25 protein-coding genes are annotated in these 24,171 nt (G+C 61.2%); 17 read left to right on the top strand and 8 right to left on the bottom strand.

The window, feature by feature from the left end; all coding sequences use genetic code 11:
- Positions 1 to 77 precede the first annotated feature (77 nt).
- The gene (locus CYR75_RS15600; RefSeq protein WP_101501176.1) at positions 78 to 959 is read left to right on the top strand and encodes a recombinase family protein; all 882 of its coding nucleotides are present in this window, start codon (positions 78 to 80) and stop codon (positions 957 to 959) included.
- Between the two features lie 298 nt (positions 960 to 1,257).
- On the opposite strand, the gene CYR75_RS15595 is transcribed toward CYR75_RS15600, so the two are convergent.
- Positions 1,258 to 1,884, bottom strand: coding sequence for a DnaA N-terminal domain-containing protein (locus CYR75_RS15595; RefSeq protein ID WP_313138213.1), 627 nt, complete (start codon positions 1,882 to 1,884; stop codon positions 1,258 to 1,260).
- Between the two features lie 577 nt (positions 1,885 to 2,461).
- Between CYR75_RS15595 and CYR75_RS15590 the strand changes: the two genes are divergently transcribed.
- Together CYR75_RS15590 and CYR75_RS15585 are read left to right on the top strand one after the other, a co-directional pair.
- Positions 2,462 to 3,766, top strand: a complete 1,305-nt coding sequence (locus tag CYR75_RS15590) for an AAA family ATPase (RefSeq protein ID WP_101501203.1) — start codon at positions 2,462 to 2,464, stop codon at positions 3,764 to 3,766.
- Entirely contained in the window at positions 3,763 to 4,899 is a 1,137-nt protein-coding gene (locus CYR75_RS15585; protein WP_101501174.1) for a ParB/RepB/Spo0J family partition protein, read from the top strand. Before CYR75_RS15590 ends, CYR75_RS15585 begins: the two co-directional genes overlap by 4 nt.
- 270 nt (positions 4,900 to 5,169) lie before the next feature.
- Here CYR75_RS15585 and CYR75_RS15580 read toward each other — a convergent pair whose 3' ends face one another.
- From CYR75_RS15580 to CYR75_RS15565, 4 genes are all read right to left on the bottom strand, one after another.
- Positions 5,170 to 5,574, bottom strand: a complete 405-nt coding sequence (locus CYR75_RS15580; protein ID WP_101501173.1) for a type II toxin-antitoxin system VapC family toxin — start codon at positions 5,572 to 5,574, stop codon at positions 5,170 to 5,172.
- On the bottom strand, positions 5,575 to 5,823 hold the full coding sequence (locus tag CYR75_RS15575; RefSeq protein ID WP_101501172.1) for a type II toxin-antitoxin system Phd/YefM family antitoxin: 249 nt from the start codon (positions 5,821 to 5,823) through the stop codon (positions 5,575 to 5,577). It abuts the gene before it with no gap.
- 730 nt (positions 5,824 to 6,553) lie between these two features.
- Positions 6,554 to 6,874, bottom strand: coding sequence for a RidA family protein (locus CYR75_RS15570; RefSeq protein ID WP_264080926.1), 321 nt, complete (start codon positions 6,872 to 6,874; stop codon positions 6,554 to 6,556).
- A gap of 49 nt (positions 6,875 to 6,923) precedes the next feature.
- Positions 6,924 to 7,946, bottom strand: coding sequence for a membrane dipeptidase (locus tag CYR75_RS15565; protein ID WP_225972945.1), 1,023 nt, complete (start codon positions 7,944 to 7,946; stop codon positions 6,924 to 6,926).
- 104 nt (positions 7,947 to 8,050) lie between these two features.
- Between CYR75_RS15565 and CYR75_RS15560 the strand changes: the two genes are divergently transcribed.
- The 4 genes from CYR75_RS15560 (at position 8,051) to CYR75_RS15545 (ending at position 12,497) form a co-directional block, all read left to right on the top strand.
- The gene (locus CYR75_RS15560; protein WP_101501170.1) at positions 8,051 to 8,959 is read left to right on the top strand and encodes a LysR family transcriptional regulator; all 909 of its coding nucleotides are present in this window, start codon (positions 8,051 to 8,053) and stop codon (positions 8,957 to 8,959) included.
- Between the two features lie 108 nt (positions 8,960 to 9,067).
- Complete coding sequence (locus CYR75_RS15555) at positions 9,068 to 10,084, top strand: TAXI family TRAP transporter solute-binding subunit (RefSeq protein ID WP_101501169.1); 1,017 nt, start codon at positions 9,068 to 9,070, stop codon at positions 10,082 to 10,084.
- A 20-nt stretch (positions 10,085 to 10,104) separates the two neighbouring features.
- Positions 10,105 to 12,039 (top strand): TRAP transporter permease, encoded by a 1,935-nt coding sequence (locus CYR75_RS15550; RefSeq protein ID WP_101501168.1) that lies wholly within the window; start codon positions 10,105 to 10,107, stop codon positions 12,037 to 12,039.
- On the top strand, positions 12,036 to 12,497 hold the full coding sequence (locus tag CYR75_RS15545; protein ID WP_101501167.1) for a RidA family protein: 462 nt from the start codon (positions 12,036 to 12,038) through the stop codon (positions 12,495 to 12,497). The genes CYR75_RS15550 and CYR75_RS15545 overlap by 4 nt, the downstream gene beginning before the upstream one ends.
- Positions 12,498 to 12,723: 226 nt before the next feature.
- Here CYR75_RS15545 and CYR75_RS15540 read toward each other — a convergent pair whose 3' ends face one another.
- Positions 12,724 to 13,650, bottom strand: a complete 927-nt coding sequence (locus tag CYR75_RS15540) for a LysR substrate-binding domain-containing protein (protein WP_158644697.1) — start codon at positions 13,648 to 13,650, stop codon at positions 12,724 to 12,726.
- Positions 13,651 to 13,721: 71 nt separating this feature from the next.
- Here CYR75_RS15540 and CYR75_RS15535 point away from each other — a divergent pair, with 71 nt between their 5' ends.
- Genes CYR75_RS15535 through CYR75_RS15490 form a run of 10 tightly spaced genes read left to right on the top strand, consistent with a single transcriptional unit; the run spans position 13,722 to position 21,911 of the window.
- The gene (locus CYR75_RS15535; RefSeq protein WP_101501165.1) at positions 13,722 to 14,828 is read left to right on the top strand and encodes an NAD(P)/FAD-dependent oxidoreductase; all 1,107 of its coding nucleotides are present in this window, start codon (positions 13,722 to 13,724) and stop codon (positions 14,826 to 14,828) included.
- 31 nt (positions 14,829 to 14,859) lie between these two features.
- Positions 14,860 to 15,120 (top strand): (2Fe-2S)-binding protein, encoded by a 261-nt coding sequence (locus CYR75_RS15530; protein WP_225972944.1) that lies wholly within the window; start codon positions 14,860 to 14,862, stop codon positions 15,118 to 15,120.
- Complete coding sequence (locus tag CYR75_RS16510) at positions 15,117 to 16,496, top strand: NAD(P)/FAD-dependent oxidoreductase (protein WP_318779003.1); 1,380 nt, start codon at positions 15,117 to 15,119, stop codon at positions 16,494 to 16,496. Before CYR75_RS15530 ends, CYR75_RS16510 begins: the two co-directional genes overlap by 4 nt.
- A complete protein-coding gene (locus CYR75_RS15520) occupies positions 16,493 to 17,257 on the top strand; it encodes an ABC transporter ATP-binding protein (RefSeq protein WP_101501162.1) in 765 nt (254 codons plus the stop codon). The genes CYR75_RS16510 and CYR75_RS15520 overlap by 4 nt, the downstream gene beginning before the upstream one ends.
- Positions 17,258 to 17,279: 22 nt before the next feature.
- Entirely contained in the window at positions 17,280 to 18,062 is a 783-nt protein-coding gene (locus CYR75_RS15515; RefSeq protein ID WP_101501161.1) for an ABC transporter substrate-binding protein, read from the top strand.
- 48 nt (positions 18,063 to 18,110) lie between these two features.
- The gene (locus tag CYR75_RS15510; RefSeq protein ID WP_101501160.1) at positions 18,111 to 18,800 is read left to right on the top strand and encodes an ABC transporter permease; all 690 of its coding nucleotides are present in this window, start codon (positions 18,111 to 18,113) and stop codon (positions 18,798 to 18,800) included.
- Positions 18,801 to 18,802: 2 nt separating this feature from the next.
- Complete coding sequence (locus CYR75_RS15505) at positions 18,803 to 19,564, top strand: ABC transporter permease (RefSeq protein ID WP_101501159.1); 762 nt, start codon at positions 18,803 to 18,805, stop codon at positions 19,562 to 19,564.
- Positions 19,561 to 19,905 (top strand): RidA family protein, encoded by a 345-nt coding sequence (locus CYR75_RS15500; RefSeq protein WP_101501158.1) that lies wholly within the window; start codon positions 19,561 to 19,563, stop codon positions 19,903 to 19,905. Before CYR75_RS15505 ends, CYR75_RS15500 begins: the two co-directional genes overlap by 4 nt.
- Complete coding sequence (rocF, locus tag CYR75_RS15495; protein ID WP_101501157.1) at positions 19,902 to 20,828, top strand: arginase; 927 nt, start codon at positions 19,902 to 19,904, stop codon at positions 20,826 to 20,828. The genes CYR75_RS15500 and rocF overlap by 4 nt, the downstream gene beginning before the upstream one ends.
- 9 nt (positions 20,829 to 20,837) lie before the next feature.
- On the top strand, positions 20,838 to 21,911 hold the full coding sequence (locus tag CYR75_RS15490; protein ID WP_101501156.1) for an ornithine cyclodeaminase: 1,074 nt from the start codon (positions 20,838 to 20,840) through the stop codon (positions 21,909 to 21,911).
- A gap of 234 nt (positions 21,912 to 22,145) precedes the next feature.
- Here the strand turns inward: CYR75_RS15490 and CYR75_RS15485 are convergent, their stop codons facing one another.
- A complete protein-coding gene (locus tag CYR75_RS15485; RefSeq protein WP_101501155.1) occupies positions 22,146 to 22,892 on the bottom strand; it encodes a sulfite exporter TauE/SafE family protein in 747 nt (248 codons plus the stop codon).
- Between the two features lie 245 nt (positions 22,893 to 23,137).
- The gene (gene pta, locus CYR75_RS15480) at positions 23,138 to 24,151 is read right to left on the bottom strand and encodes a phosphate acetyltransferase (RefSeq protein ID WP_101501154.1); all 1,014 of its coding nucleotides are present in this window, start codon (positions 24,149 to 24,151) and stop codon (positions 23,138 to 23,140) included.
- Positions 24,152 to 24,171 lie beyond the last annotated feature (20 nt).

Raw genomic sequence — 24,171 nt, 5'->3', positions numbered from 1 at the left:
CGCCAGAGAGAGTGCCCTTGCACCTGTTTCCAAACGGTCGTTTACTGACGACAGATTAAATTGAAAACAGGCTTCTGATGCCCCTGATCGGCTACGCCCGCGTCTCCACCGAGGATCAGACCCCTCTGCCCCAGTCGCACGCGCTCCGTGCGGCCGGTTGTGCCGAGATCCACGAGGAACAGGCTTCGGGTGGCAATCGGTCCCGGCCGGTGCTCGCCCGCGTGCTGGACCGGATCGGCAAGGGCGACACGCTGGTCGTCATGCGCATTGACCGGCTGGCGCGGTCGCTGTCGCATCTGCTCGAGATCATAGAGCGGTTGGAGGCGAAGGGGGCGTTCTTCCGGTCATTGCAGGACCCGATCGACACCGCCTCGCCGCAGGGTAAGTTCACCTTGCAGGTTCTGGGGGCAGCGGCCGAGTTCGAGCGTGCCCTGATCCGCGAGCGCACCCGGGCCGGGCTGAAGGCTGCACGGAGCCAGGGCCGGATCGGCGGAAATCCGGGTGTGAGGCAGGGCGATCCCGCCGCTCTGCGCAAGATCAGGCTGGCGCGGCATGAGGGGTATATGGAGCGTCTGAACGAGCGCGCGCCGGATTGGGTGCCGCATGTGCGCCGGCTGCGTCCTGATATGGCTTGGGAGGATGTGCTGCGTCTCATCAACGCCCCCCTGCCCGAGGCGCGGCGTTGGACGCAAAGCCGCCTGCTGCGCGCGGTCAATGCCTATGTGCGAGATGGGATGCTGCCGGAGAGCGTGCTGGGCCGGGCCACGCGAAAGATGACCTCGGACCGCTTGCCGGCGCTCGTGGCGGCGATCCGGGGCGCAGACCCGCAAATCACACTGCAGGCGATCTGCGACCGGCTGGAGGCGATGCGCGAGCCCACCCCGCGGGGGCGCAGGCAGTGGCAGCCGTCTTCGGTCAAGATGCTGCTGGAGCGGGCCGAGAAGCTGGGGCTGCTGTAGTCTGCAAGTCTGCCGGTAGTTCTTTTCAGCGGTGGTTCAAGCAAATTCCATCTGACCATGATCGTCACACCCATGCGGTCGCTCGCGCCTAGCTGCTCACCCGGTTAGCCACCGCCCCGCAGCGCGCGTCACAATGAAAAATGCGCTTCCGGAAACGGATCGCAAGCGGTCTCGTCGCTCGACTACCGTGCCCCCACCCTTACCGGAACGCCCCAATCTTATCGGCCGCCTCAATACCGCCTGGGGAGAATTCTTCGCCGGGTTGTAGCAAACAAAGCCGGCGTCCCCATTCGGAGACCTAAGAGCGCAGAAGCACTCCGCTGAGCGACGGGTCGACTGTACGGACCGCCGTCACCAGACGCTCCATCAAGTTGGTGCGCACATAGCTGGCATGAAAACGGCTCGGTGCGATCAGGATCAACTGGCCGCCCTCGATTCCCTCATCAGTCAGCGGCGCTATCCAGGCGTCGAACTGGCTCGGATTATTCTGAGCAAGAAAGGCGCATGCATTGGCCCAACAATCAGTCGTTGCGGTACTGACCTGCCGTCGACGGAAGGGTACGATGGTCGTGTCTTTGTCGTCCTGGTTATCCGCCACACCCGCCGTGCTTCCCATACGTGCAATGAAGTCCGGGCCAATGTTTGGCCATGAGGGCTGCGTGTCACGCATGATGTTGGTAAACGAGATGCCAAGAACAGAAACCCGACCCCTCGCACCCGGTCGTTTTACGACGATCCAACCCAATTCGCGCAGACGCGCCATGTCACGCTTGACCGTCCGCTGATCGACCGCCCAGAGGCGGGCAATCTCTGTCTGGCCCATTGTCAGTTCGTCCCGCTGCCAGTTGTAGCGGGTGGTAATCAGCGCCATCAGGCGCAGGACCAGCCGCTGCCGATGCTTGTCGCCAGCAAGACCGTGCGCCATGAGGGCAGAGAGCAGGTCGTACTTCCTGCTTGATGCCTCTCGCCCGACGGGACGGATAAAATGCATTGCCTCTGCCTCACCTCAGCCGCCTTGTCGCGCTTTCGGGCGAGGCAACCTTGGGGGGGGTTCCAGCCTTCCGCGACAGCACATTCAGTGGGATGGCTTACGCTTTCGGAACGCTCTTCTCCATCCTGCTGTCATTAGCGTCCTAGTGCCGTCGAGAGTCAAGTGCAGGGTTTTGGCTTGAGGCAAGTCGAAGGCAACAGGAATTAAGAAAAATGGTATTCATGGTTATAGGGGACGCCTAGGCCGTCCCCTATTCCGTGGCTGCCTGTCCCCCATTATCTGGGGTACTACGGTATAATGACCCCCTATAATCGCCCTCCTGACCCGTCTCGTCCGCAGGGTGCAGCGAATCGGAGAGCACGTTGATTCGCGCCGCAGGCACCACTGAATTGGGGCTAACGTCCAGCCAACGGCTCGCGATGATCCAATCAAACAATGAGTTTACAAGAATGGCAAATTCGGCGTAAATCAACACTTATCGCTGAAAAGCGTTCTTATGAGGCGAGGGATAATGTATTCGCATGAAGATCTCGGTCGGTTACAGGGGCAATCTCTGCGGATGCAAGGTTGGATCCGGCGCCAGACGTTCAGCCCCGATGACAAGAAGACTCTGAGGCGCTTTTCCAGCTGGGAGGTGTCGGAGCTGATCTTTCGGATCAATCAGTCAACCTTTCGCGGTAAGCTCGCGGCAGATCCCAACCTTCCCCTCGGGGAAGTCGAGGAAGACGGGCGGCAGCGTTGGTTCAGTCTCGACGAGATCAACGAACTTCGGCGGCGTATTCGCGTCAACAGGAAGTCTCTGTTGCCGCCTCGGCCCGAGGGAAAGCGCGCGATACGCGCCGCCATCGCGAACTTTAAGGGGGGCGCCGGCAAGTCGACGGTGGCTCTGCACTTTGCACATGCCGCAGCGCTGGATGGATACCGCGTCCTGGCCGTTGACTTCGACCCGCAGGCGACGCTCAGCCATTCGATGGGCCTCAGCGATGTCGGCGAAGATCATACCGTCTGGGGCATCATGGCGCGTGATCTTGAGCGCGAGACCGACCGGATGAATGCGGCGTCAGAAGGTGCCGAGTCAGGCACCGCCCTGCCCCGTCGGAAGCTACCGCCCTCGATACGCGACCTGGGACTGGGCCCTTTGCGCCCAGCAGATTTCATCAAGCCGACGGCTTGGTCGACGATCGACATCATTCCGAGCTGCGCCAACGCTGCTTTCGTTGAGTTCGCGAGCGCTCAGTATCGGCACCTGAATCCGGAGTGGACGTTCTTTGCCGCCGTATCGCGATTTTTAGATAGTCTTCCTGACGATGCCTATGATCTCATCCTCTTCGACTGCCCACCGGCGATTGGATACCAGTCGATGAACGCAGTCTTTGCTGCTGATGTGTTGTATATCCCTTCAGGGCCTGGATATTGGGAATACGACTCGACGACGAGCTTCATCGGTCAGTTGGCCGAAGCCTTGGGTGACCTGTCAGACGGCTTCGAAAACTTCCCCACGGGGAAGATAGCGCTGCCAAAGCGCTTCGCGGATATTCGCTTTCTCATGACTCGCTATGAACCATCGAACGAGCTTCATCAGGCGATGCTGAGCGCGTTTCGTCAGGTCTTTGGCGATCGTATGGCTGAGCATCCGATCGAGCTGACGCGGGCTGTCGAGCAGTCAGGCCGCTTCCTGTCGTCGATATACGAAATAGACTATCGCGAGATGACCCGAGGAACATGGCGACGTGCGCGAGCAACCTTTGACCGTGCATATGAAGAGTTCCGCGGAAATCTCTTGGCCGCGTGGGAAACGCTGGAGGATGAGGTATGACCAGAAAACGCCGAGTCTTTGAAATTGACCTTCCAGTGGAGGATGACAGCTTCCCCACGGGGAAGGAAGCTGGACGGCGTGGGCCAATGGCAGCGGCAATCGTAGAAACCGCCGATTCAACACGCGAACGAGCCCGGATCGAGGCTGAAATTCGCGCCGAAAACGACGCTTTGGCGAAAGAGCATGTCAGGTTGAAGCGGGCAGGGCTCATTGTCGACATGATCCCGCTCGACTCTGTCGACACCACAAAGCTGGTGCGCGACCGCAATCCGGCGCCCGATCCTGAACTTGCCGAACTGGTCGATTCGATTCGGGAGATTGGGCTTTCCAATCCTATCCGCGTCGAGCCGAGCGATGGCGGGCGTTACGAGTTGATCCAGGGCTGGCGGCGGTTGTCAGCCTATCGCCGCCTTCGGGATGAAACCGGCGATAGTGAGCGATGGGGTAACATTCCGGCCGGGATCGCTGCGCGGGGCGACGCGCTGGAGGATCTTTACAGACGGATGGTCGACGAAAACCTCGTCCGCAAAGACCTGTCTTTCGCCGAGATGGCACAATTGGCACTCCGTTATGCAAATGATCCGCTAACGGGCGAAACTGACGCCGAAAAAGCCGTCGCAATCCTGTTCAAGTCTGCGGGCTATCAGAAGCGGAGCTATATCCGCGCGTTCATCCCGCTAATTGAGCGCCTGAGTAATATCCTGCTGTATCCTCACGAGATCCCCCGCGCACTGGGCTTGGCCTTGGCTCGCCGCATCGAGGAGCAGCCCGGAGTCATCGCCGCGCTGGAGGCCGAATTCTCTGGTTGGTCCGATCGCTCGGCGGCAGATGAGTTGTCGGTCTTACGCCGTTTTTCGGGACTCGAACAAGCCACAAGCAAGGTCGGAGCGCGTTTGGGTAGCTCGCCTGATGGTCTGTCTGAAATTGAGGAAGACGGGTCGGATCTTGGGGCAGGGCAGGGGACCAGCGGTGCGCGAGCGCGAATGACCTTTCAACTCGAGCGTCCGCAAGGAAAAGCAAAATGCACGGCAGCAAACGGGAGATTGGAGATTCGTCTTGGGCGCGACTTCACGGCCGTCGACAGACGGCGTCTGGAAAATGCGATAGTTCAACTACTTGATCAGATAGATTAGAAAGAGAGCGACGCCGTAGTCTGATAAGTTTAAAACGAGCGAAGGAAGGGTCAAGTCACGGCAAATTTCTGCTGCGACAATTACGTTCGTCGCCATAGAGCTGTGACCATCTTTTAAGCCGGCTTAGTCGCGTTCGCTCCTGTCATAGAGCTTTGGCTGCTGTGATGCGGCGCTGCTGGTGCACGGTCTTGGAAAACCGTGGACGGTCGCAGCGCTTAAAGTGGGAGGGGCGCCGGCTGTCCTGCCAGAGCGACCCGACCCAGAAGCAATTCAGGCGAAAGGGTTGGTGATCAGGCACCCGGTCGGGGTGAAATCATCGACGTTCCTGGTCGCCACGACGGCGTCGTGGCGAAGTGCCGTGGCTGCGATCAGCAAGTCGGCCCCGCTATGGCCAAGCCGGGCCGACAGCTCTCCCCAGATCCGCGCAACTCGCGCATCGACCGGAAGCAGGCGATCACCGAATAGCTGCTCCGTTCGCGCAAGCCATGCGCGCAGATCCGTTGCAAAGCTCGGATCAAGCTTATCCTGGCGGGCAATGCCGCGCTCGATCTCGCCCAAGGTCACGACGGACAGATAAAGCTGATCCTCTTGCTGCTGCGCGAGCCATGCGGCGACCTGAGGCGCGCGCTCGGGACGCCGCAGTGCAGAAACGACATTGGTGTCGAGGATCAGCATTCAGAACGCGACATCGCGCGGATGCACACCAGGGCGACTTTCATCGAGTTCTCCGCAGGGCTGCGCCAAGAGATGCCGGGCAAAGCTGCCACGCGCCGCCCGCGCTGCGTCCAGCATGCGAGCGTATTCAGCCGCAGAGAGGACGACGACAGCAGGCTTGCCGCGACGAGTTACCTCTTGCGGCTCGCCGGCGAGCGCCGCGGCAACAACCGCCGAAAAGCGGTTCTTTGCGTCCTGAAGACTCCACATTGCGAACCTCATCTAGCTACCTATCTAGACAGATAAGACTTATCGAAGTGACTTTCAATCTGTCGGAACTGATATCCCCTCATCGCTTTCGCCGGAACCGAGATTTCCGACGGGGTCCGATTTGCATACAGGGCAGCGATGATAGCGACCGAGTCGGCGTGAATCGGCTCGCCCTCTGGCCCTGACGGCATCTGGCTAGGGTTCAGCAGAATTGGACGCACTTGCCCGCGCCGGGTGGACCATCGGGCGACTAACAAGCGGCCTGGGGCCCGTGGTGAAACTTGCCGACCTCCCCGGCCGACATGAGGCCAAGTCTCTGGATCAGGACCGGCTCACTCAAGCAATCGCGCCTCTAATTGAGGCGACCTGCTCGCGGCAGGCGAAAGGCTGCATACGATCTTCCGCGCTTGCACGGACATTCATCATTGAACGCCCTCGGCGGCCGCTGCAGCTGGCACGGAATCTCGATCGGGACCAACAGCCAGCTCTCCCAGCCACGGAAGCCAGGCAGGATGAAGGGCATCGCAAGCGAATGCACCGCGTTCACCTCGACGCTGCAGTCGCATGTCAGGAAAGCATAGAGATTATTGGTGGTCCACCGACCGGCTGATCTGCAGGCGTCCCGCCATCTCGGCTTGCGGCGGCAGCGGCACCAGCTGCGGCCGAAGAACCTGCTTGCGGCGGCTTCAGGCCCTCATGAGCAGCTTCACCTTGGGGCCGCCCTGATCCCTTACTTCCTGGCGCTCGCAATTGCGATCATTTCGACAGCCATCCCGGCACGCGCTAGCCGAACACCGCCCGTGGCGCGCGCCGGTGGGTTGTCGCGATCCACCCATTCATCCCAGACGCGGTTCATGATGCCAATATCACTGATATCATTGAGCCAGACCTGAACCGAGGCCAGGTCCGCCTTTGAACAGCCCATTTTTGCGAGGACTCGATCAATATTCGCCAGCACCTGACGCGTCTGGGTGGCTACGTCGGCGGTCAGGTCGTCTGGCACCTGCCCTGCCAGAAAGACAATGTCGCCGATACGCGCCGCTTCACTCATGCGTGCGCCAGGGTTGGACCGGATTACAGACATGAACTTTCCTCCTGACTCAAGCACGCGCGGCCGACGTGTAATTGGTTCGGTCGTCAGAGAGAGGTCCGAAGTTCCGGTCGAAGAAGTGCAGCCAGTTGTCGCCCATGATCTTGTCTGCCTCCTCTTGCGAGAACCCTGCATTTCGCAATCCGTCGGCCAGTCCCGGCAGGCTGCGGTTGTCGGTGAACCAATCGGGTTGATCGGGGAAGCCGGCAGCACTTGCCGAGCCCTCGCCATAATCAATTTCGCGTGTCCAGCGACCAACGCGCATCCATTCGACGACACTGTCAGGCTGATCCTGACACAGATCGCTGCCAATGCCGATCTGGTCGACGCTCATCAACTCGGCCGTCCGGGCGACCATATCGCAGAAGGATTGCAGCGTGCACGCGCTGCCGTCCCTCAAATGATGCGGATAGAGCGAAAGCCCCAGCATTCCGCCGCTTTCCGCCAGTGCACGCAGCACCGTGTCGGACTTGTTACGCCGTGCCGGATGCCACTTCGCCGGGTTGGCATGCGTGATGGCGATGGGGCGCTGTGAATGGGCAATCGCATCCAGGGTAGAGCGGTCTGCCGAATGGCTCATATCAACAACAAGCCCGACCCGGTTCATTTCTGTCACCACTTGCCGGCCCATACGCGTCAGGCCCGGGTCCTCCGCTTCATAACAACCAGTCGCCAGCAGCGACTGGTTGTTATACGATAACTGCATGAACCGCGCGCCCAGCCGGTGGACGACCTCGACCAGGCCGATATCGGCTTCGATCGGGGCAGGTGTCTGGAAACCGAAAATGATCGCTGTCCGGCCGGTTGCGCGCGCATGGCGGATATCATCGCCGGTGAAAGCCTGCATGATCAGATCAGAATGGCGCTGGAAGCGAAGGTTCCAGTCCGTGATGTTGCGCACTGTTTCACGGAAGTCTTCATGATAGGCGATGGTCACATGGACCGCATCGACACCGCCATCGCGCATCTGGCGAAAGATCTTTTCGGACCAGTTGGCATATTGCAGGCCATCGATCAGGTGCGGTGGGGACACGGGCAGGCTCCTCGCTGGCTGGTCAGAGTTCGGTAAGACGTTGCCCTCTCGCTCGGCTTCAGTCACGTTCAAATATCTGAACCGTATTTGAGGCGCGTTTAAGTATGGCGATCAAGATCGAGATGCTGCGTAACTTCGTGGCCGTGGCAGAACTCGGCAACCTCAGTGATGCTGCCGAGCGGCTCGGACGGACTCCGTCAGCTGTGTCCATGTCCCTGAAGCAACTCGAAGACCATCTCGGCTCGCCCCTGTTCGAAAGCGACAGGAAGAATAGACTGACGGCGCTTGGACGCTTCACCTTGATTGAGGGGCGGCGAGAGGTGGAGCAATTCGCCCATTGCGTCGAGACGATCACCGCCTTCGCCAAAGCGCGCGTCGGCATTGTGAGGATCGGCGCCGTACCGTCCGTTACGACCGTGCTGCTGCCTACCGTTGTTCAAGCTTTCATGCGCGACCGCCCCGACGTGATCATTCACATCCGGGACATGGACTCGGCGACAGTCCTTCGAGAGGTCGAAATGCAGCGCATCGATATCGGGTTTGCTTCCAGCAGGATCGGCATGTCGGCGATCAGCGCCCGGCATCTGTTTACGGATCGGTTCGGGGTGGTGTGTCGTGCAGATCATCCGTTGCGGACGCTGCGCCGCGACCTGGAATGGTCAGATTTGCAGCCATTCACGCTGATCTCTAATGCGACCGGTGCTCAGATCGACGATCCGGAATTTCGAGCCATGGACGACGCGGCTTTCCTGCGGATCCGGAACACCGGATCAGTATTGGGGATGGTCAGGGCGGATGTAGGCATAACGATCCTGCCGAAACTGACGATCGACAGGGATGCTGATGGCCTGCTGTTTCTGCCGCTCGCCTACCCGCACACCGTCCGGCGCGTGAACATCCTGACCCGGATGCAGGCCGAACTACCGCCGGTCGCGCGCGCGTTTGAGCAGGCGGTGGTGGACAGCGTCGCAGAGCGCGCAGACCTGGTGCTGGGCGAGATTCAAGATAACTGAAATGCCCATCATTTCTTTTTGATTGATTGTAATCCAAGAACCGTGTGGCACTGGTGCATCACTGCATTTCAGGCCCGACCCGCAGTTCGGGCGTCGAGGGAGGTTCAAATGACCAGCAGGTTCAGCAGACGATCATTCATGGGCACCACCGCTGCGGCCGCGTTCGTTGCCGCCAGCATGCCACGCGGCGCGTTTGCCGCAGGCCCGGATTTTTTGACCATCGGCGGTGGCCCGTCAGGTGGTGTGTTCGGCATCGTGGGCACCGCCATTGCAAGCATGCTGTCACAGATCTTCCCCGACTCCATCATCGACGTGCAGCCCGGCGGGTCTGGGCCGAACCTGCTTCGCGTCGGAGCGGGCAAGGCCGATCTCGGGATCACATCGGCCAACAACGCTCTTGATGCTTGGGAGGGCCGTGATCCGGCGACGCCCGAGTCGCCAGTCCGCAACGTGCGCGGCATGATGACACTGATGCAGAGCGCGATACAGATTTGGGTCGATGCGCGGTCTGATATCCGCACTCTGGAAGATCTGCGCGGCAAGCAAGTCAGCGCGGGCCAGCCCGGACAGACGTCATGGCTCGTGTTCGAAAACCTGTTGGCCGCCGCCGGCATGACCCCCGGTGACATCGAAGCGAACGGCGGCAAACTGCATCCGCTCAGCTGGGCAGAATCTCAGGAGGCACTGAGCAACGGGCAGCTTGACGCAGTGATGTGGCTTTCCCTGTGGCCGCATCCGACCATTCTGCAGAATGAAACCGTGCGCCCGATGCGCACACTGTCATTCGACGGCGCTGTCCTTGAGAAGTTTCTGGGTGAAAGCGGCGGGGGCTTCGAGCGTGTGACGCTGCCTGCGGGTCTGTTCGGCGGACAGGACGAACCGGCTGAAACAGTGGGCACCAATACCATTCTTTTCGCAAAGGCCGACATGCCTGACGACATTGCCTACGACATCGTCAAGCAACTCTGGGAAAACCGCGAGGATCTGTATGCGGCCCATTCGCTACTGAAACACATGACTGAAGAGACGGTCGGAAAAGGAATGGTGGTGCCCGTGCATCCGGGGGCACGAAAATACTTCGAAGAGCAGGACATCGCCGTTGGCGACTCTGCCCTCGGCACCTGACGATTGAGAGGCTTCTGACGATGACCACTGCACCAGTCCCTGTCGCGCCGCTTCCTGTTGCCCGAGCGCAGGTGGAAAACAAGCTTCGCGACGGAGTCATCACCGCTTTGTCGCTCGCCATGACGGCGTTTCACCTGCTAGCGGCATCGCCGCTGTGGCTGGCGCCGAACCTGCTCCTGCGTGCGGTTCATATCTTGTTTGCGGTGGTCATCATCTTTTTGCTTCACCCGGTCGGGCGCGGCATCTTCGGGAGGCTGATCAATAGCGCTCTGGTCGCCCTCGCCATCGGCACACTCGGCTACGCCGCTCTCTATCACAGCTCGATTGCCGTGCGACCGCCTTGGACACTTGAGGCTTCGACTCTCGAGCTGTTCGTGGCGATGGGCGCAATATTTGTTGTGCTTGAAGCCACGCGGCGCAGTCTTGGCATGGCGATCGTCTGGCTATGCCTGATCTTTATCGTTTACGCTTTCGTCGGGCCGGAACTGCGTTTTGTCAGTTGGCTGCGCCCCCTGGCGCATGGTGGCGTCAGCATCAATGAATTTGTCGACCAGATGTATTTCAGCTTCGAAGGGCTCTTCGGCACCGCGCTTGGTGTCTCGGCGGAGTATATCTTTTTGTTCGTGATGTTCGGTGCGGTGCTTCAGGTCGCCGGCGGCGGTGACTTCTTCATCACCATCACCCGCGCGATGACCGGCCAAAGCCGTGGGGGGCCCGCGAAAATTGCGGTTGTCGCAAGCGGTCTGATGGGCATGATGTCGGGCAGCGCCGTGGCGAATGTGGCCACCACGGGTTCACTGACCATCCCGATGATGCTCAAACTTGGCTACCCACGCCGCTTCGCCGGCGCGGTCGAAGCCATCGCCTCGACCGGCGGACAGCTGACCCCTCCGATCATGGGGGCTGCGGCCTTTTTGATGGCCGGCATTCTAGGCATCAGCTATCTTGAGGTCGCTGCAGCGGCCATCATCCCGGCAGCGTTGTTTTATGTTGCATTGCTACTTGCCGTTCACTTGGCGTCGATCAAGCTGAACCTTCAGCCGCTTGACCGGGCCGAGGCTGGATCGACACGGGCCGTCCTCCTGGGCGGGTGGACCTTCCTGATCCCGGTCGTCATCCTGGTGGTGCTGATGCTTCAGGGATATTCAGCCGGCTTCAGCGCTTTCTTTGGTGTCATCGCCGCCTTCGTGACCCCCTATCTCAGGCCATCCACGTTTGTCGGCTGGCGGCAGCAGGTTGCCGGGATCCGGCTCGGTGTGGAAGGCGCCGTCGTCGTCGCTGCGGCCTGTGCGTCAGCGGGCATCATTGTCGGGATCGTTCAGATCTCGGGCCTCGGTTTCAAGTTCAGCGCCTTGGTCACAAGCTTCTCCGGTGGGTCGCTGGATATCGCGCTGCTTCTGGCGATGATCGCGTCATTCATCTTTGGCATGGGGATGCCGACCACCGCCGCCTATATCGTTCAGGCGACGCTCGTCGCGCCCGCGCTGGTCAAGCTTGGTGCCGATCCGCTGGCCGCCCATATGTTCGTGTTCTATTACGCTGTTCTGGGCCAGATCACGCCGCCGCTTGCAGTCGCAGCCTACGCCGCCGCCCCCATCGCCGGCGAAACTGCGACACGGGTCGGATGGACCGCGTTTCTGATCGGGCTGCCAATATACATCATCCCGTTCATGTTCGTGTCGAACACGGTACTTCTGACGCCGGAGCTAAGCGTAGACTTGCTCTATACGCTCTTGCGATCCGTCGTGGCTGTCGCCGCCCTGTCTGCGGTCGTTGTCGGGTGGCTGTTCGGCGCACGGCTGACTTGGGCGACTCGGGTCGTTCTGGTCCTTGCAGCGGTCATGATGATCCATCCGGACGTTCTGTCCACCCTTGCAGGCGGGCTCGTCCTCGCCGGCATCTATGGCTTTCAGCGCCACCAGTCGCGCCAAATTTCAAGGGTCCACTCGTCATGAACACAGCCTTTCCTCTACCTGAGCCAATTGGGACGGATTACGAATATATCTTGGCTTCGCGCCACGACCGGATCGTCATGGTTGCAGGACAGATCGCGAAGACCGCTCACAACCAGCTACATGCCGTCGGTCGTTGCGGTGAAGATGTCGACCTGCCGACAGCGCAGAAAAGCGCAGAGATCGCCGCGGCGCAGGCGCTCGCCTGGCTGACGCGGCAACAGGCGCCGGGTGAGCGGATCGAACGTATCATGCGCATGACTGCCTATGTCGCTGTTGGCGACAGCGGGGCCGAGGTCGATATTTCGGCGATCGCCGATGCAGCGTCGCGGGTCTTTATCTCCGCCCTGGGTGAGCGTGGCCGTCATCCGCGCTCGGTGATCGGCGTCAGCCGCCTCCCGCGAAACGCACCCGTGCTGTTGGAGGTAACGGGCGCCATCGGATCGTCGTCCTCAGAGTAGAAGACCGCGTGCAGCAGCACTCATCAAAGGCGCTACGGCCGCGACGACCTACAGCGTTGCAGGGGGCGAGAGCAATATCGTCTTCAACCTCGTAGCGGCCGAGCGACTGCGGCACCCTCGGCCTTCAGGTTCATCTCTCCTCGAAGGTGGCGCAGAAGGCGAGGGGTTCCGGCTCTCAGATGAAAGGGAGGGTGACGGATAGGGAAAGGCGCAAAAGGCGTCGTTTCTATCCAGAGCCAAGCGCCAGGAACCTCTCTTTTACCCTCGCCGCGAGGTCGCCCACGAGGCGCGACGAAGGACGAAGAGCAGGGGTAAGCATGTCATAGGTAAAGGGCTGTTCAGGCGACAGGGGTCGGACTTCGACCAGCCCCAGTTCGGCACAATGTCGGGCCGTAACGGGTTCGACAATCGACATTCCGGCTCCTCCGGCAACCATTGCACAGATAGAGAATGACAGCTGCGCTTCGGCGACCACAAGAGGCCGCACTTTCGCCAACGAGAAGAAATGATCTGTGTCCGACCGGGTGCTTATCTCGCTTCCAAGGGCGATGAAGGGTTTGCCGTGGAAGTCTCTGGGTTCAAGCACCTGCTTCTCGCACAAGACGTGGTTTGGCGGTAGCACCGCCAGCATAGGCAAGGTTCCCAGAGGCTCGCGCCGAATGGCGGGAAGGTCCACGTCCAACGCGCTGAAGCCGATGTCGAACTGCTGCGAACTTACATGTTGAACGACGGCATGCGAACTGCGAACCCGAAGCGAGACGGCTATTCCTGTCCGTTCTGCCAGAAACTGGGCGACAATGGACGGCAGAAAGCTCAGGCCCAGTGCGGGCATGGCAGCGATTTTAAGGCTACCGCTGCGATACCTCCTGATATCGTCCGCCACGCGAGAGACCTCCTGCAAGCCGACATATGAGCGTCTGACCTCCTCGTAGAGCGCGTTCGCCTCAGGTGTTGGGGTCAGGCTGCGCCCAATCCTGGCAAACAGCGAGAACCCCAGTTCAGCCTCCAAGTCCGCCAGCAGGCGACTGACCGACGGCTGGGTCACAAACAGCAGATCAGCGGCCGCGGTGACAGACCCGCTCTCAATGATGGCGCGAAAGGCCTCGATCTGGCGGTGGGAGAGTTTCATGTCCAACTCATAGTATTTGAACATGTGTAGCATAAAATTTCCGATTTTACATATCGAACGCGATTCCGCCATGTGACAGGGGAGGAGATGCGACCATGGTCCCACAATCACCCACGGCAATTATCGGCGGCGGCATCGTCGGGCTGGCCGTGGCTTTGGGCCTCGCCACGCGCGGGCATAATGTGCTGGTGCTGGATGGGAGCGACCAGGACATGCGCGCTACGCAGGGCAATTTCGGTCTTGTCTGGTTGCAGGGAAAGGGCGCCGGGCACGCTCCTTATGCCCGTTGGTCTTTTCAGGCAGCGCAGGCTTGGGCCGGTTTCGCCGACTGGCTGTCGTCACTGACAGGGATTGATGTCGCCCTGTGCCAACAGGGCGGATACGAATTTTTCACCGACGCCCGCGAGTTTGAAGGCTTTGGTCAGGAACTGCGCCAGCAAGCCGCTGCTCTGGGTGAAGGCTTTTCCTTCGAGTGCTTAAGCCAAGGCGATCTTTCGCACCGGTTGCCCGGAATAGGTCGCGCGGTGGTTGGAGCGACATTTTGCCCGCTGGACGGGCATGTAAATCCGCTGCGGCTGCATGTCGCGCTGCGCAAGGCAGGTCAGGCAGAGGGCGTTCGTTTCGTCGGAGACGCGCGTGTGGCGTCGGTGCGTGCGAAAGCTGAGGGCTTCGAGATCCTTCGCGAAAACGGTGAGACGATCTGCGTCAGCCGGGTTGTTCTCTGCGCGGGCTTGGGTGCCGCGCATCTCGGTCCCCAACTCGGGTTCTGCGCGCCGATCCGCGCGCAGCAAGGGGAGTTGCTGATTACCGAGCGGGTTGCCGACCGCCTGCCGTTCCTGTCTAGCACGATCCGGCAGGTGGATGAGGGCGGACTGCAGATTGGCGGCACCAAGGCAGAAGCCGAAAATGATGTCGAGACTACTGAGCATATGGTCGGGCTGGCGCAACACGCTGTGCAGGTTTGGCCCAGACTGGCCGATATCCGCGTGCTGCGGTCGTGGGCGGCGCTGCGGGTGATGACGCCTGACGGCTATCCGATCTATCAGCGCTCCACCGATTACCCTGGCGCGTTTCTCGTCACCTGCCACAGCGGGGTGACGCTGGCACCGCTGCATGCGACGCGGCTGGCCGAGTGGATCGACGAGGATCCCGCGGCCCCGAAGCTAGAGGCTTTCGATGAACGCCGCTTCGCGCTTTCATGACGCACCGGGCGTGGTCCCGCGCAGTATCCGAATGAGTTTCGAGGGCGCAGAGGTGCTGGCTCGCCCGGGGGAAAGCGTCGCCGCCGCATTACTGGGGCGGGATTCTGCCGCAACACGCACCACCCCTGTGAGCGGGGCAGGGCGCACCCCCTTCTGCATGATGGGGGTCTGTTTCGACTGCCTCGTGACCATCGACGGCCTCCCGAATGTGCAGGCATGCATGGTCGAGGCGCGCGAAGGCATGGTTATCCGCCGCCAGCATGGCGCGCGCCGGATCGGGAAGGGCTCATGACCGTCGATCTGGCCATCATAGGCGCAGGACCAGCGGGCATGGCGGCGGCCAGAGTGGCCGCCGAAGGCGGCCTCCGCGTTACGCTTCTGGATGAACAAAATCGTCCCGGGGGACAGATCTATCGCAATATCGCGACAGCCGCGGAGTGGGGCTGGCTCGGAAACGATTATGCCCGTGGCGTCGATCTCATTCACGGTCTGAACCATCAGCTGATCACGCATCAGCCGCGCGCGACAGTCTGGCGCATCGACTCTGATCAGGGCATCATCTGGTCGCGAGACGGTCAAAGCCACGTTACCACGGCCGCACAGATTTTGCTCGCCACCGGTGCCCAGGAACGACCGGTGCCGTTTCCGGGCTGGACCCTGCCCGGCGTCATGCCAGCAGGTGCGGCACAGGTTCTGATGAAGCAGTCGGGCATGGTTCCCTGCGACGCCATCCTCGCAGGGGCAGGGCCGCTGCTCTATCTGGTCGCCGCGCAAATGATCGAGGCCGGGTCGCCGCCGCAGGCGCTGATCGAAACTGACGTCGACCTTCTGCGCGCCCTGCCCAGGCTGCCGCGGGCCGTTCCCGGTGCCAAGACGCTGGCCAAGGGGTTGGGCCTGATCCGCCGCATTCGCGCCGCGGGCGTCCCGCGTTATCGAGGCGCGAAGGATCTCCGTGCGGCTCAGGTCCAAGACGGTCAGGTTGCTGTCAGTTTCAGCACGCGCAGAGGAAGGCAGAAACTGACATCTTCCCTGCTGCTGACCCATCTGGGCGTCATCCCGCAGACGCATTTGGCGCGTGCGATGGGCCTTCGGCACGTCTACGACCATGCGCAGCAGGCGTGGCGACCAAGCCTGAGCAGGTGGGGCCAGTCCTCGATCGAGAATGTGTTTGTCGCGGGCGATGGCGGCGGTATTGGCGGTGCAGATGCTGCGCGCGCGCAGGGTGCACTTGCCGCGATTGAAATCCTGCACCGTGCCGGACGGCTGGACGCCGCGGAACGTGATCACCGCGCCCGGCCGTTGCGCCGCAGCTTGTCGCGAAGCCTGTCGGTCCGCCCGTTCCTGGACGCCGCCTATCCCGTGCCGCCGGACTTTCTTGCCCCCGCCGACGAGACCATCGTGTGCCGCTGCGAAGAGGTCACCGCCCGCGCGATCCGCGACGCTTTGGCAGACGGCGCGCATGGTATGCGCCTGATGCGCACTACGCTGCGCACCGGTATGGGACCCTGCCAAGGCCGCATGTGCGAAGCGACGGTTTCGGGCCTGATCGCCGAAGCAACAGGCCGCGACCCTTCCATGATAGGACCGGGTCGCGCCCGCAGCCCCGTCAAGCCCGTCACCTTGGCCGAGATTGCCTCGCTCGGCCTCCATCCCGAGGAAAACTCATGACCGAAGCCGCCCTTCGTATCGAGAACATGCACAAGAGCTTTGGCGATCATGTCGTTCTGAAAGGCATTTCGATGACAGCTGAAAAGGGCGACGTGGTAGCGATCTTGGGCGCTTCCGGATCGGGCAAAAGCACCTTTCTGCGCTGCATCAATCTGCTTGAGACGCCAAGCGACGGCAAAGTCTGGCTGAAGGGCGAGGAAATGCGGATGACTACCCGCCATGGCATCCGACGCCCCGCGGATCTGAGACAGGTCGAGCGCATGCGGTCGAAGCTGGCCATGGTCTTTCAGAGCTTCAACCTTTGGTCGCATATGACCGTGCTGGAAAACATCGTCGAAGGCCCCGTGAATGTGCTGGGCATCGCGCGGCGCGAGGCTGGCGAAAAGGCCGCCGCCTTACTCGCCAAGGTCGGACTGGCGGACCGTGCGGACTACTATCCCGCCCACCTGTCGGGCGGTCAGCAGCAGCGCGTGGCGATCGCCCGCGCCCTGGCCATGGAGCCGGACGTCATGCTGTTTGACGAGCCGACCTCGGCCCTTGATCCCGAGCTCGTGGGCGAGGTGCTCGCGGTGATGCGGGCGCTTGCGGATGAAGGCCGGACCATGCTTGTCGTGACCCACGAGATGGCCTTTGCCCGCGATGTCTCGACCCGGACCGTGTTCCTGCACCAGGGGCAGGTCTGCGAGGAAGGCGCGCCCGGAGATCTGTTCCGCAATCCCCAGACCGAGCAATTCCGGGCCTTCCTGTCCCGGATGAACTGACAAATCCAACGGAGGTATCACCATGATCAGACGAACTCTTCTTGCTGCCGCCGCACTCGCGGCCCTTGCCACCGGCACCTTCGCGGCCGAGAGCCTTCGCATCGGCGTCGAGGGCGCCTATCCGCCGTTCTCATTCAAGGAAGCCGATGGCAGCCTTTCGGGGTTCGACATCGAGATTGCCAAGGCGCTTTGCGCGCAGATGCAGCGTGACTGCGAACTGGTGGAACAGGAATGGGACGGGATGATCCCGGCCCTGAAGGCGCGCAAGTTCGATGCCATCGTGGCGTCCATGTCGATCACCGAAGAGCGCAAGCGCCAGATCGATTTTTCAGAGAAATATTACAAAACCCCGGCCCGGGTCGTCGCCCCCAAGGCGTCGGGCCTGGAAGGCTCCGCCGAGGCTCTTGCCGGCAAGCGTTTGGGCGTGCAGCGTGGCTCGACCCATCAATGCTATGCCGAGGCGCATTTTCCCGATGCAGAGATCGTTCTTTACGGCACGCAGGACGAGGTCTTTCGCGACCTTTCGCTGGGTCGCATCGACGCGCAGCTGTCGGATTCTCTGATCGCGCAGGAAGCGTTCCTGTCAAAACCCGAGGGGGCGGAGTACGCGTTCCTGCCCGGGGATCACACGGATGTCGAATGTTATGGCGAAGGCGTGGGCATCGCCGTGCGCAAGGGTGACGAAGAATTGCGCGATGCGCTCAGTGCAGCAATCGCCGCGATCCGGGAAGACGGCACCTACGCCACGATCAACGACAAATACTTCCCCTTCGACATCTACGGCGGTCGTCCCGAGGGGATGTAACCGCAGCCGGGGGCGCCAGCTGCGCCCCCGCCAGCCATTGAGGCGAAGATGGATCTGCTTTTTGAATATCGCGAACAGCTTCTGGCGGGGGTCATCACCACGGTCCAGCTTGCTCTGACCTCGCTCGTGCTCTCGGTCAGCTTGGGCCTGCTCGGTGCCTGGGCGAAGCTCTCTTCCAGTCGCGTGGCAAACGCCGTGGCCGGCGCCTATACGACGGTCGTGCGGGGCGTGCCGGACCTGGTGCTGATCATGCTGGTCTTTTTCGGTGGGCAGGTCACGGTCAACGCAATCGGTGCCGCCACGGGCTTGTGGGATTATGTAGAAATCAGCCAGTTCATTGCCGGCGCCGCCACAATCGGCGTGATTTTCGGGGCGTATTTCACCGAAACCTTCCGAGGTGCGATCCTTGCCATTCCGCGCGGTCAGATCGAAGCCGGAACTAGCATTGGCATGTCCCGATCGTTGGTTTTCCGCCGCATCATCTGGCCGCAGATGGTACGATACGCACTGCCGGGTTTCGGCAACAACTGGCTGGTGCAGTTGAAGACGACCGCACTGGTGTCGGTGATCGGCCTGCAGGACCTAGTCTATAACGCGTTTTCGGCCGGCCGCTCGACCGGAGCGTTGTTCACCTTCATGGCGGCGGCATTCGTGATCTATCTGGCGCTGACGGCTAGTTCCGATCTCGGTCTTCGCGCGCTGGAACGCCGCTACAGCCGCGGCGTGGTAAGGGCGTGACGATGGAAAACCTGCTCTCATGGGCTCCGCTGGATCTGGCCCTGATCGCTGAGAATTTCGACCGCTTTCTTTATGGCGTCGGAGTCACGCTGAGCCTGACCTTCCTCTCTCTGGCGATAGGCGGTGCATTGGCAGTGCCGCTGGCTATCGTGCGCGCGTCCCGCCACCAAGTCCTCAACCCGCTGGTATGGTTCTACACCTATGTCTTTCGTGGCACCCCACTGCTGGTCCAGACCTATTTGTTGTATTATGGCGCGGGCCAATTCGAAGTGGTCCGCAACAGCTGGCTATGGGATCCGGTGCTGTCGCATGCCTGGTGGTGCGCCCTGATCGTGTTCACGCTTAACACCTGCGCCTACACCACCGAGCTTTTGCGCGGCGCGATCGCGGACACGCCCAAGGGCGAGGTCGAGGCTGCCATCGCCGTCGGCATGTCAGGACGTGGGCGGCTGCGGCGGATCGTGCTGCCTTCGGCCTTTCGCCGCGCCATTCCAGCCTACTCGAACGAAGTGATCTTCATGCTGCACGGCTCGGTGGTGGCCAGCACCATCACGCTGCAGGACATTCTGGGTGTCGGCCGCTGGCTGAACGGACGCTATTACCTGGCGTACGAGGGGCTGATCACCGCCGCCATGCTGTATTTCATCATCGTCTTTGCAATCACACGGGTCTTTCGTTGGCTCGAGCGGCGCTATCTGCGCCATCTCGAACGCCGCCGTGAACCCGTCGCACGCAACATCGCACCACCGATGGGAATCAAATGATCGAACGCTTCCACACCAACGCAAGGATGAGCCGCATCGTCCGCCACAACGGCACCGTCTATCTATGTGGACAGGTTGGCGAGGGCGAGACCGTGACCGAGCAGACTCGCGACTGCCTATCCCGCGTCGACTCGCTGCTGACCGAGGCCGGATCCACTCGCCGCGATATTCTGGCGGCGACCATCTGGCTTGCACACATGTCCGATTACCCAGCGATGAACGAAGTTTGGGACGACTGGATACCCGCAGGCTGCGCGCCCGCACGCGCCTGCGCCGAGGCGCGACTGGCGGGCTCGGATCTTCTGGTCGAGGTCATCGTGACGGCGGCGGTGTCGACATGAGGGCCCGGACCTGCATTCTGATCGGCGCGGGTATTGACTGCGGCAAACGCCGGCGCGGCTGCTCCATGGGGCCTGACGCCTTGCGGGTGGCTGGGCTGGCTGAAACGCTGACCGCCCTTGGCTGGTCTGTCGAGGATCGCGGCGACCTGCCGGGTCCCAAGGCGCCGCCGCCGGCGCCAGAGGGGCATGTTCATGCGCTGACGCAAACCGCGGAATGGACGCGGCTGCTATCGGACGCGGCTCTGAACGCAATGGCTGAAGGCTTTCCCATCTTCATGGGCGGTGACCACGCGCTCTCGCTGGGCACGGTTGCGGGCGTGGCCGATTACGCAGCGGCCACAGGGCGGCCGCTGTTTGTGCTGTGGCTTGACGCGCATCCCGACGTTCATAATCCTGACACGACCGCCTCGGGAAACCTGCATGGGACCCCCATTGGCTATGTCACCGGGCAGCCTGGTTTCGACGGCTTTCCGCCCCTGATGAACCCGGTTCCCCCCGGAAACATCTGCTTTATTGGCTTGCGCTCCGTGGACGGACCCGAACGCGCGGCGATCCAGTCGGCCGGGATGCGCGCCATCGACATGCGTCAGATCGACGAACGCGGGATCGCCGCCCCCCTGGCCGAATTCATCGCCGAGGTGCGTGCCGCGAATGGCATGCTGCATCTGTCGCTGGATGTCGATTTTCTCGATCCCGCCATTGCCCCGGCCGTTGGCACCACTGTTCCCGGCGGGGCAACCTTTCGCGAGGCCCACCTGGCGATGGAAATGCTGCATGACAGTGGGCTTGTCACCTCGCTGGACCTCGTCGAGCTGAACCCGTTTCTGGACGACCGCGGCCGCACCGCCTCACTGATGGCGGATTTGACTGGCTCGCTTTTTGGGCGTCGCGTCTTCGACCGTCCCACCCGCAGCTACTCCTGAAGGACTGTCATGACTGCTCCCAAACCCTCCGAATTGGCCTTTATCCGCTTCGTCAGCGTTGAGAACATGATGCGGCTGGTCCATAGCATCGGCGTCGAAACCGTGCTGAAAGACCTCGCCAACTATATCGAGGACGACTTCCGCCGATGGAGTCAGTTTGACAAGACGCCGCGCGTGGCCGCCCATTCCAAGGATGGCGTGATCGAGCTGATGCCAACCTCCGATGGCGTTAGCTACGGGTTCAAATACGTCAACGGCCACCCCAAAAACACGAAATCGGGGTTGCAGACCGTGACCGCCTTCGGACTGCTGGCTCGCGTTGACACCGGCTATCCTGAACTGCTCACCGAAATGACCGTGCTGACCGCGCTGCGCACTGCCGCTACCAGCGCCATGGTTGCCAGTCATCTTGCACCGAAAGGGGCCACGACCATGGCCATGATCGGCAATGGGGCGCAGTCGGAGTTTCAGGCCCTGGCGATGCGCGCCATCTGCGGCGTCGACCGTTTGCGGCTTTACGACATCGACCCGACCGCGACGGCGAAACTGGTGCGGAACCTGTCCGGTCTGGGCTTCGACCTGACCACCTGCAAGACTGCGCAGGACGCAATCGAGGGCGCGCAGATCATCACCACCTGCACGGCCGATAAGCAATACGCCACGATCCTCACGGACAACATGGTCGGCGCGGGCGTCCACATCAACGCCATCGGCGGCGACTGCCCTGGCAAGACCGAGTTGCATGGCGACATTCTTCGCCGCGCTGATGTCTTTGTCGAATACACCCCACAGACCCGGATCGAGGGCGAGATCCAGCAGATGCCGGCTGACTTCCCCGTGACTGAGATGTGGCAGATCATTGATGGCAGCGCACCCGGGCGCACCTCTGACCGTCAGATCACGCTGTTCGACGGCGTGGGCTTCGCCATCGAGGATTTCTCTGCACTACGTTACATTCGCCAGAAGCTGACCGGCACCGGCTTTTATCAGTCTCTCGATATCATCGCCGATCCAGACGATCCCAGGGACCTCTTTGGTATGCTGACCCGCGCATCGAGGTCGGTGGAAGATCCTGAAGGCTGAGAGTGATAGACACTTCACGTCGCCTCCTGCGAGCGGAAGTCTGCCTGTCCGGCGCATCAGCCGTTTTCGGGCTTTCGCGCCCTCGTTGCGGCGCAAAGTTAGCCTGGGCCTTGGAATCGAGTATGGCTTCTAAACCTGTTCGGGGCTGTCCCGGCTGGCCTCCGCGCTGGCGCGGAAAACCTCTGGAGGCAATGAAGCCTCGGCTCGCGATCTAAAACCCAAAGCCTTGGTTTTCTATGATAACAACTGTCGCACGAGCAGTATCAGGCCTGACGCAAAGCTCAGGCCGATTATCAGACGTCGAAAGACCTCGTCCGAGAGGCGTTGAAAAACGACGATGCCGATCTCGGCACAGATGATGCCGACAGGCAACGTGAGGGCGATGAAGACGAGGGTCTGGAATGTGTAGGCACCTTTCACGGCCAGCATTATGGCGGTCAATGAAAGCACCGCGCCATTGAAGGGCTGCAGGACGGCGCGTGTTTCTTCCTTTGTCCAGGGGCGCATTGAGCACCACATTGTCGGAAGCGCCCCAGAAAGAGACGCGGCACCGCCAAGTACGCCGCTGATGAACCCCACCGCGGCATCTATGCCAGGCGTCGGGTGCGTAATGTTGGGCAAGGATCTGCGCAGGCTGAAGAACCCTCCATAAAGGATAAGAAAGAATCCGATGGTGATCTTCAGGGCATCCGCTTCCACTATATTGAGCAGCATGATGCCGAAGGGTATTCCGACGATCGCTGGGATCAGAAATCGTGCAAGCCTGCGCCGATTTTCGCGGATTGTCTCGCGAACTATCCACAAGCCTCTCAATCCGCTGATCACGGAGTGGACGACGACGATGGCAATCGCCTGCACAGGTGGCAAGACACTAAGGAGGAAACCCAAGGAAAAAAGGGCGGTGCCGAAACCGGCCAGACCGTTAATGAGGCCGCCCGCCACTGTCCCGACGATTAGATAGACAAGAATGCCGAGTTCCACGCGCCAACTCCACTTTCCGTGACGACTGCCCAGATTTTTTCTCTCTTCAGTTTGAGAAAGGCCGGGCGCTGAAAGACATGCTTCTCTTCAATCGCTGCAATGAAGACAGGTCTTGATGAGCGTCTGGACCGACGTTTGTTTCAGCCCTTTGATCTCGCCCGGCCTATCAGGCGGGTGAACCTATGTTCATTTGGTTCAGTGAGGGACTGCGACCGCCAGCGCCGATGTAGGCCGGCTCATTCCCATCAACGGCCGCTCTGCATCGCAGGACTGAAGCCACCGCTCGGTTTGTGCAATGATGGCTGGTCAACCTGCACAGCGGTAACCGCAGTCGCCGCGATGATATCGTCGACGGAACATGCTCGTGATAGATCGTTCGCAGGCTTTGCCAAGCCCTGCAGGATTGGTCCAATCGCGTTCAGACCTCCGAGGTGCTGAGCGATCTTATATCCGATATTGCCCGAAGCAAGGTCGGGAAAGATGAAGACGTTGGGGCGACCGCTCAGCCTACTGCCTGACGCTTTTTTGGCGCGGACTGCGTCATGGAGGGCAGCATCGAATTGTAGTTCCCCATCAACTTCCAGATCTGGCTCGGCCTCACGGATCAGCGTCAAAGCTTCGCGGATGCGCGTTATGCTGGGATGATTGGCGGAACCTGCCGTCGAAAATGACAGCAGCGCGACGCGCGGCGTCTCGTTCAGGAGCTGCCGGCAGGACAGCGCCGCCGAGCGTGCAATAGCTGCCAGCTCTTGCGCGTCCGGCGCAATTACCAACCCGCAGTCTGCAAACACCATGCCACCCTTGATCGGTGCCTCAGGCGTGCAGGAGAGCATCAAAAAGAAGCTGCTGACGATGCTTGCATCCGGGGCGCGTCCAATGATTTGCAGCGCTGCACGGACCGTGTCAGCCGTTGTAGCTACGGCACCGCCCACGGTCCCGTCAGCCTTACCCAAACGAACTCTCATTGCCGCTTGACGGATTGGGTCGCGCATATCTTCAAGGGCTTGCTCCGCCGTCAGTCCTTTTCCCGCCCGCATTTCGTGCCAGTGCGTCGAAAGCTCGACCAGATCGGCCGCTTCGGCCGGGTTAAGCGTGGCCACGCCGGGCAAATCAGGTCCATTCATCAATGTGATGCGCGCCAAGCGCAGTTCGGTGAGCCGGATAGCGGCTTCGACAACGCGCGGATCATTGCCTTCAGGTAAGATAATGTGGCGAGGATGGGCGCGGGCGGTGTCGAAAATGCGTTCGAGCGGCTTCATGGGGTGTGACCTTTCAGAAA

The sequence above is a fragment of the Paracoccus jeotgali genome, from assembly GCF_002865605.1.
In the GTDB taxonomy this organism is placed as follows: Bacteria; Pseudomonadota; Alphaproteobacteria; order Rhodobacterales; family Rhodobacteraceae; genus Paracoccus; species Paracoccus jeotgali.
The sequence above is the reverse complement of the archived record's forward strand: the minus strand, read 5'-3'. Positions and strand labels throughout refer to the sequence as shown.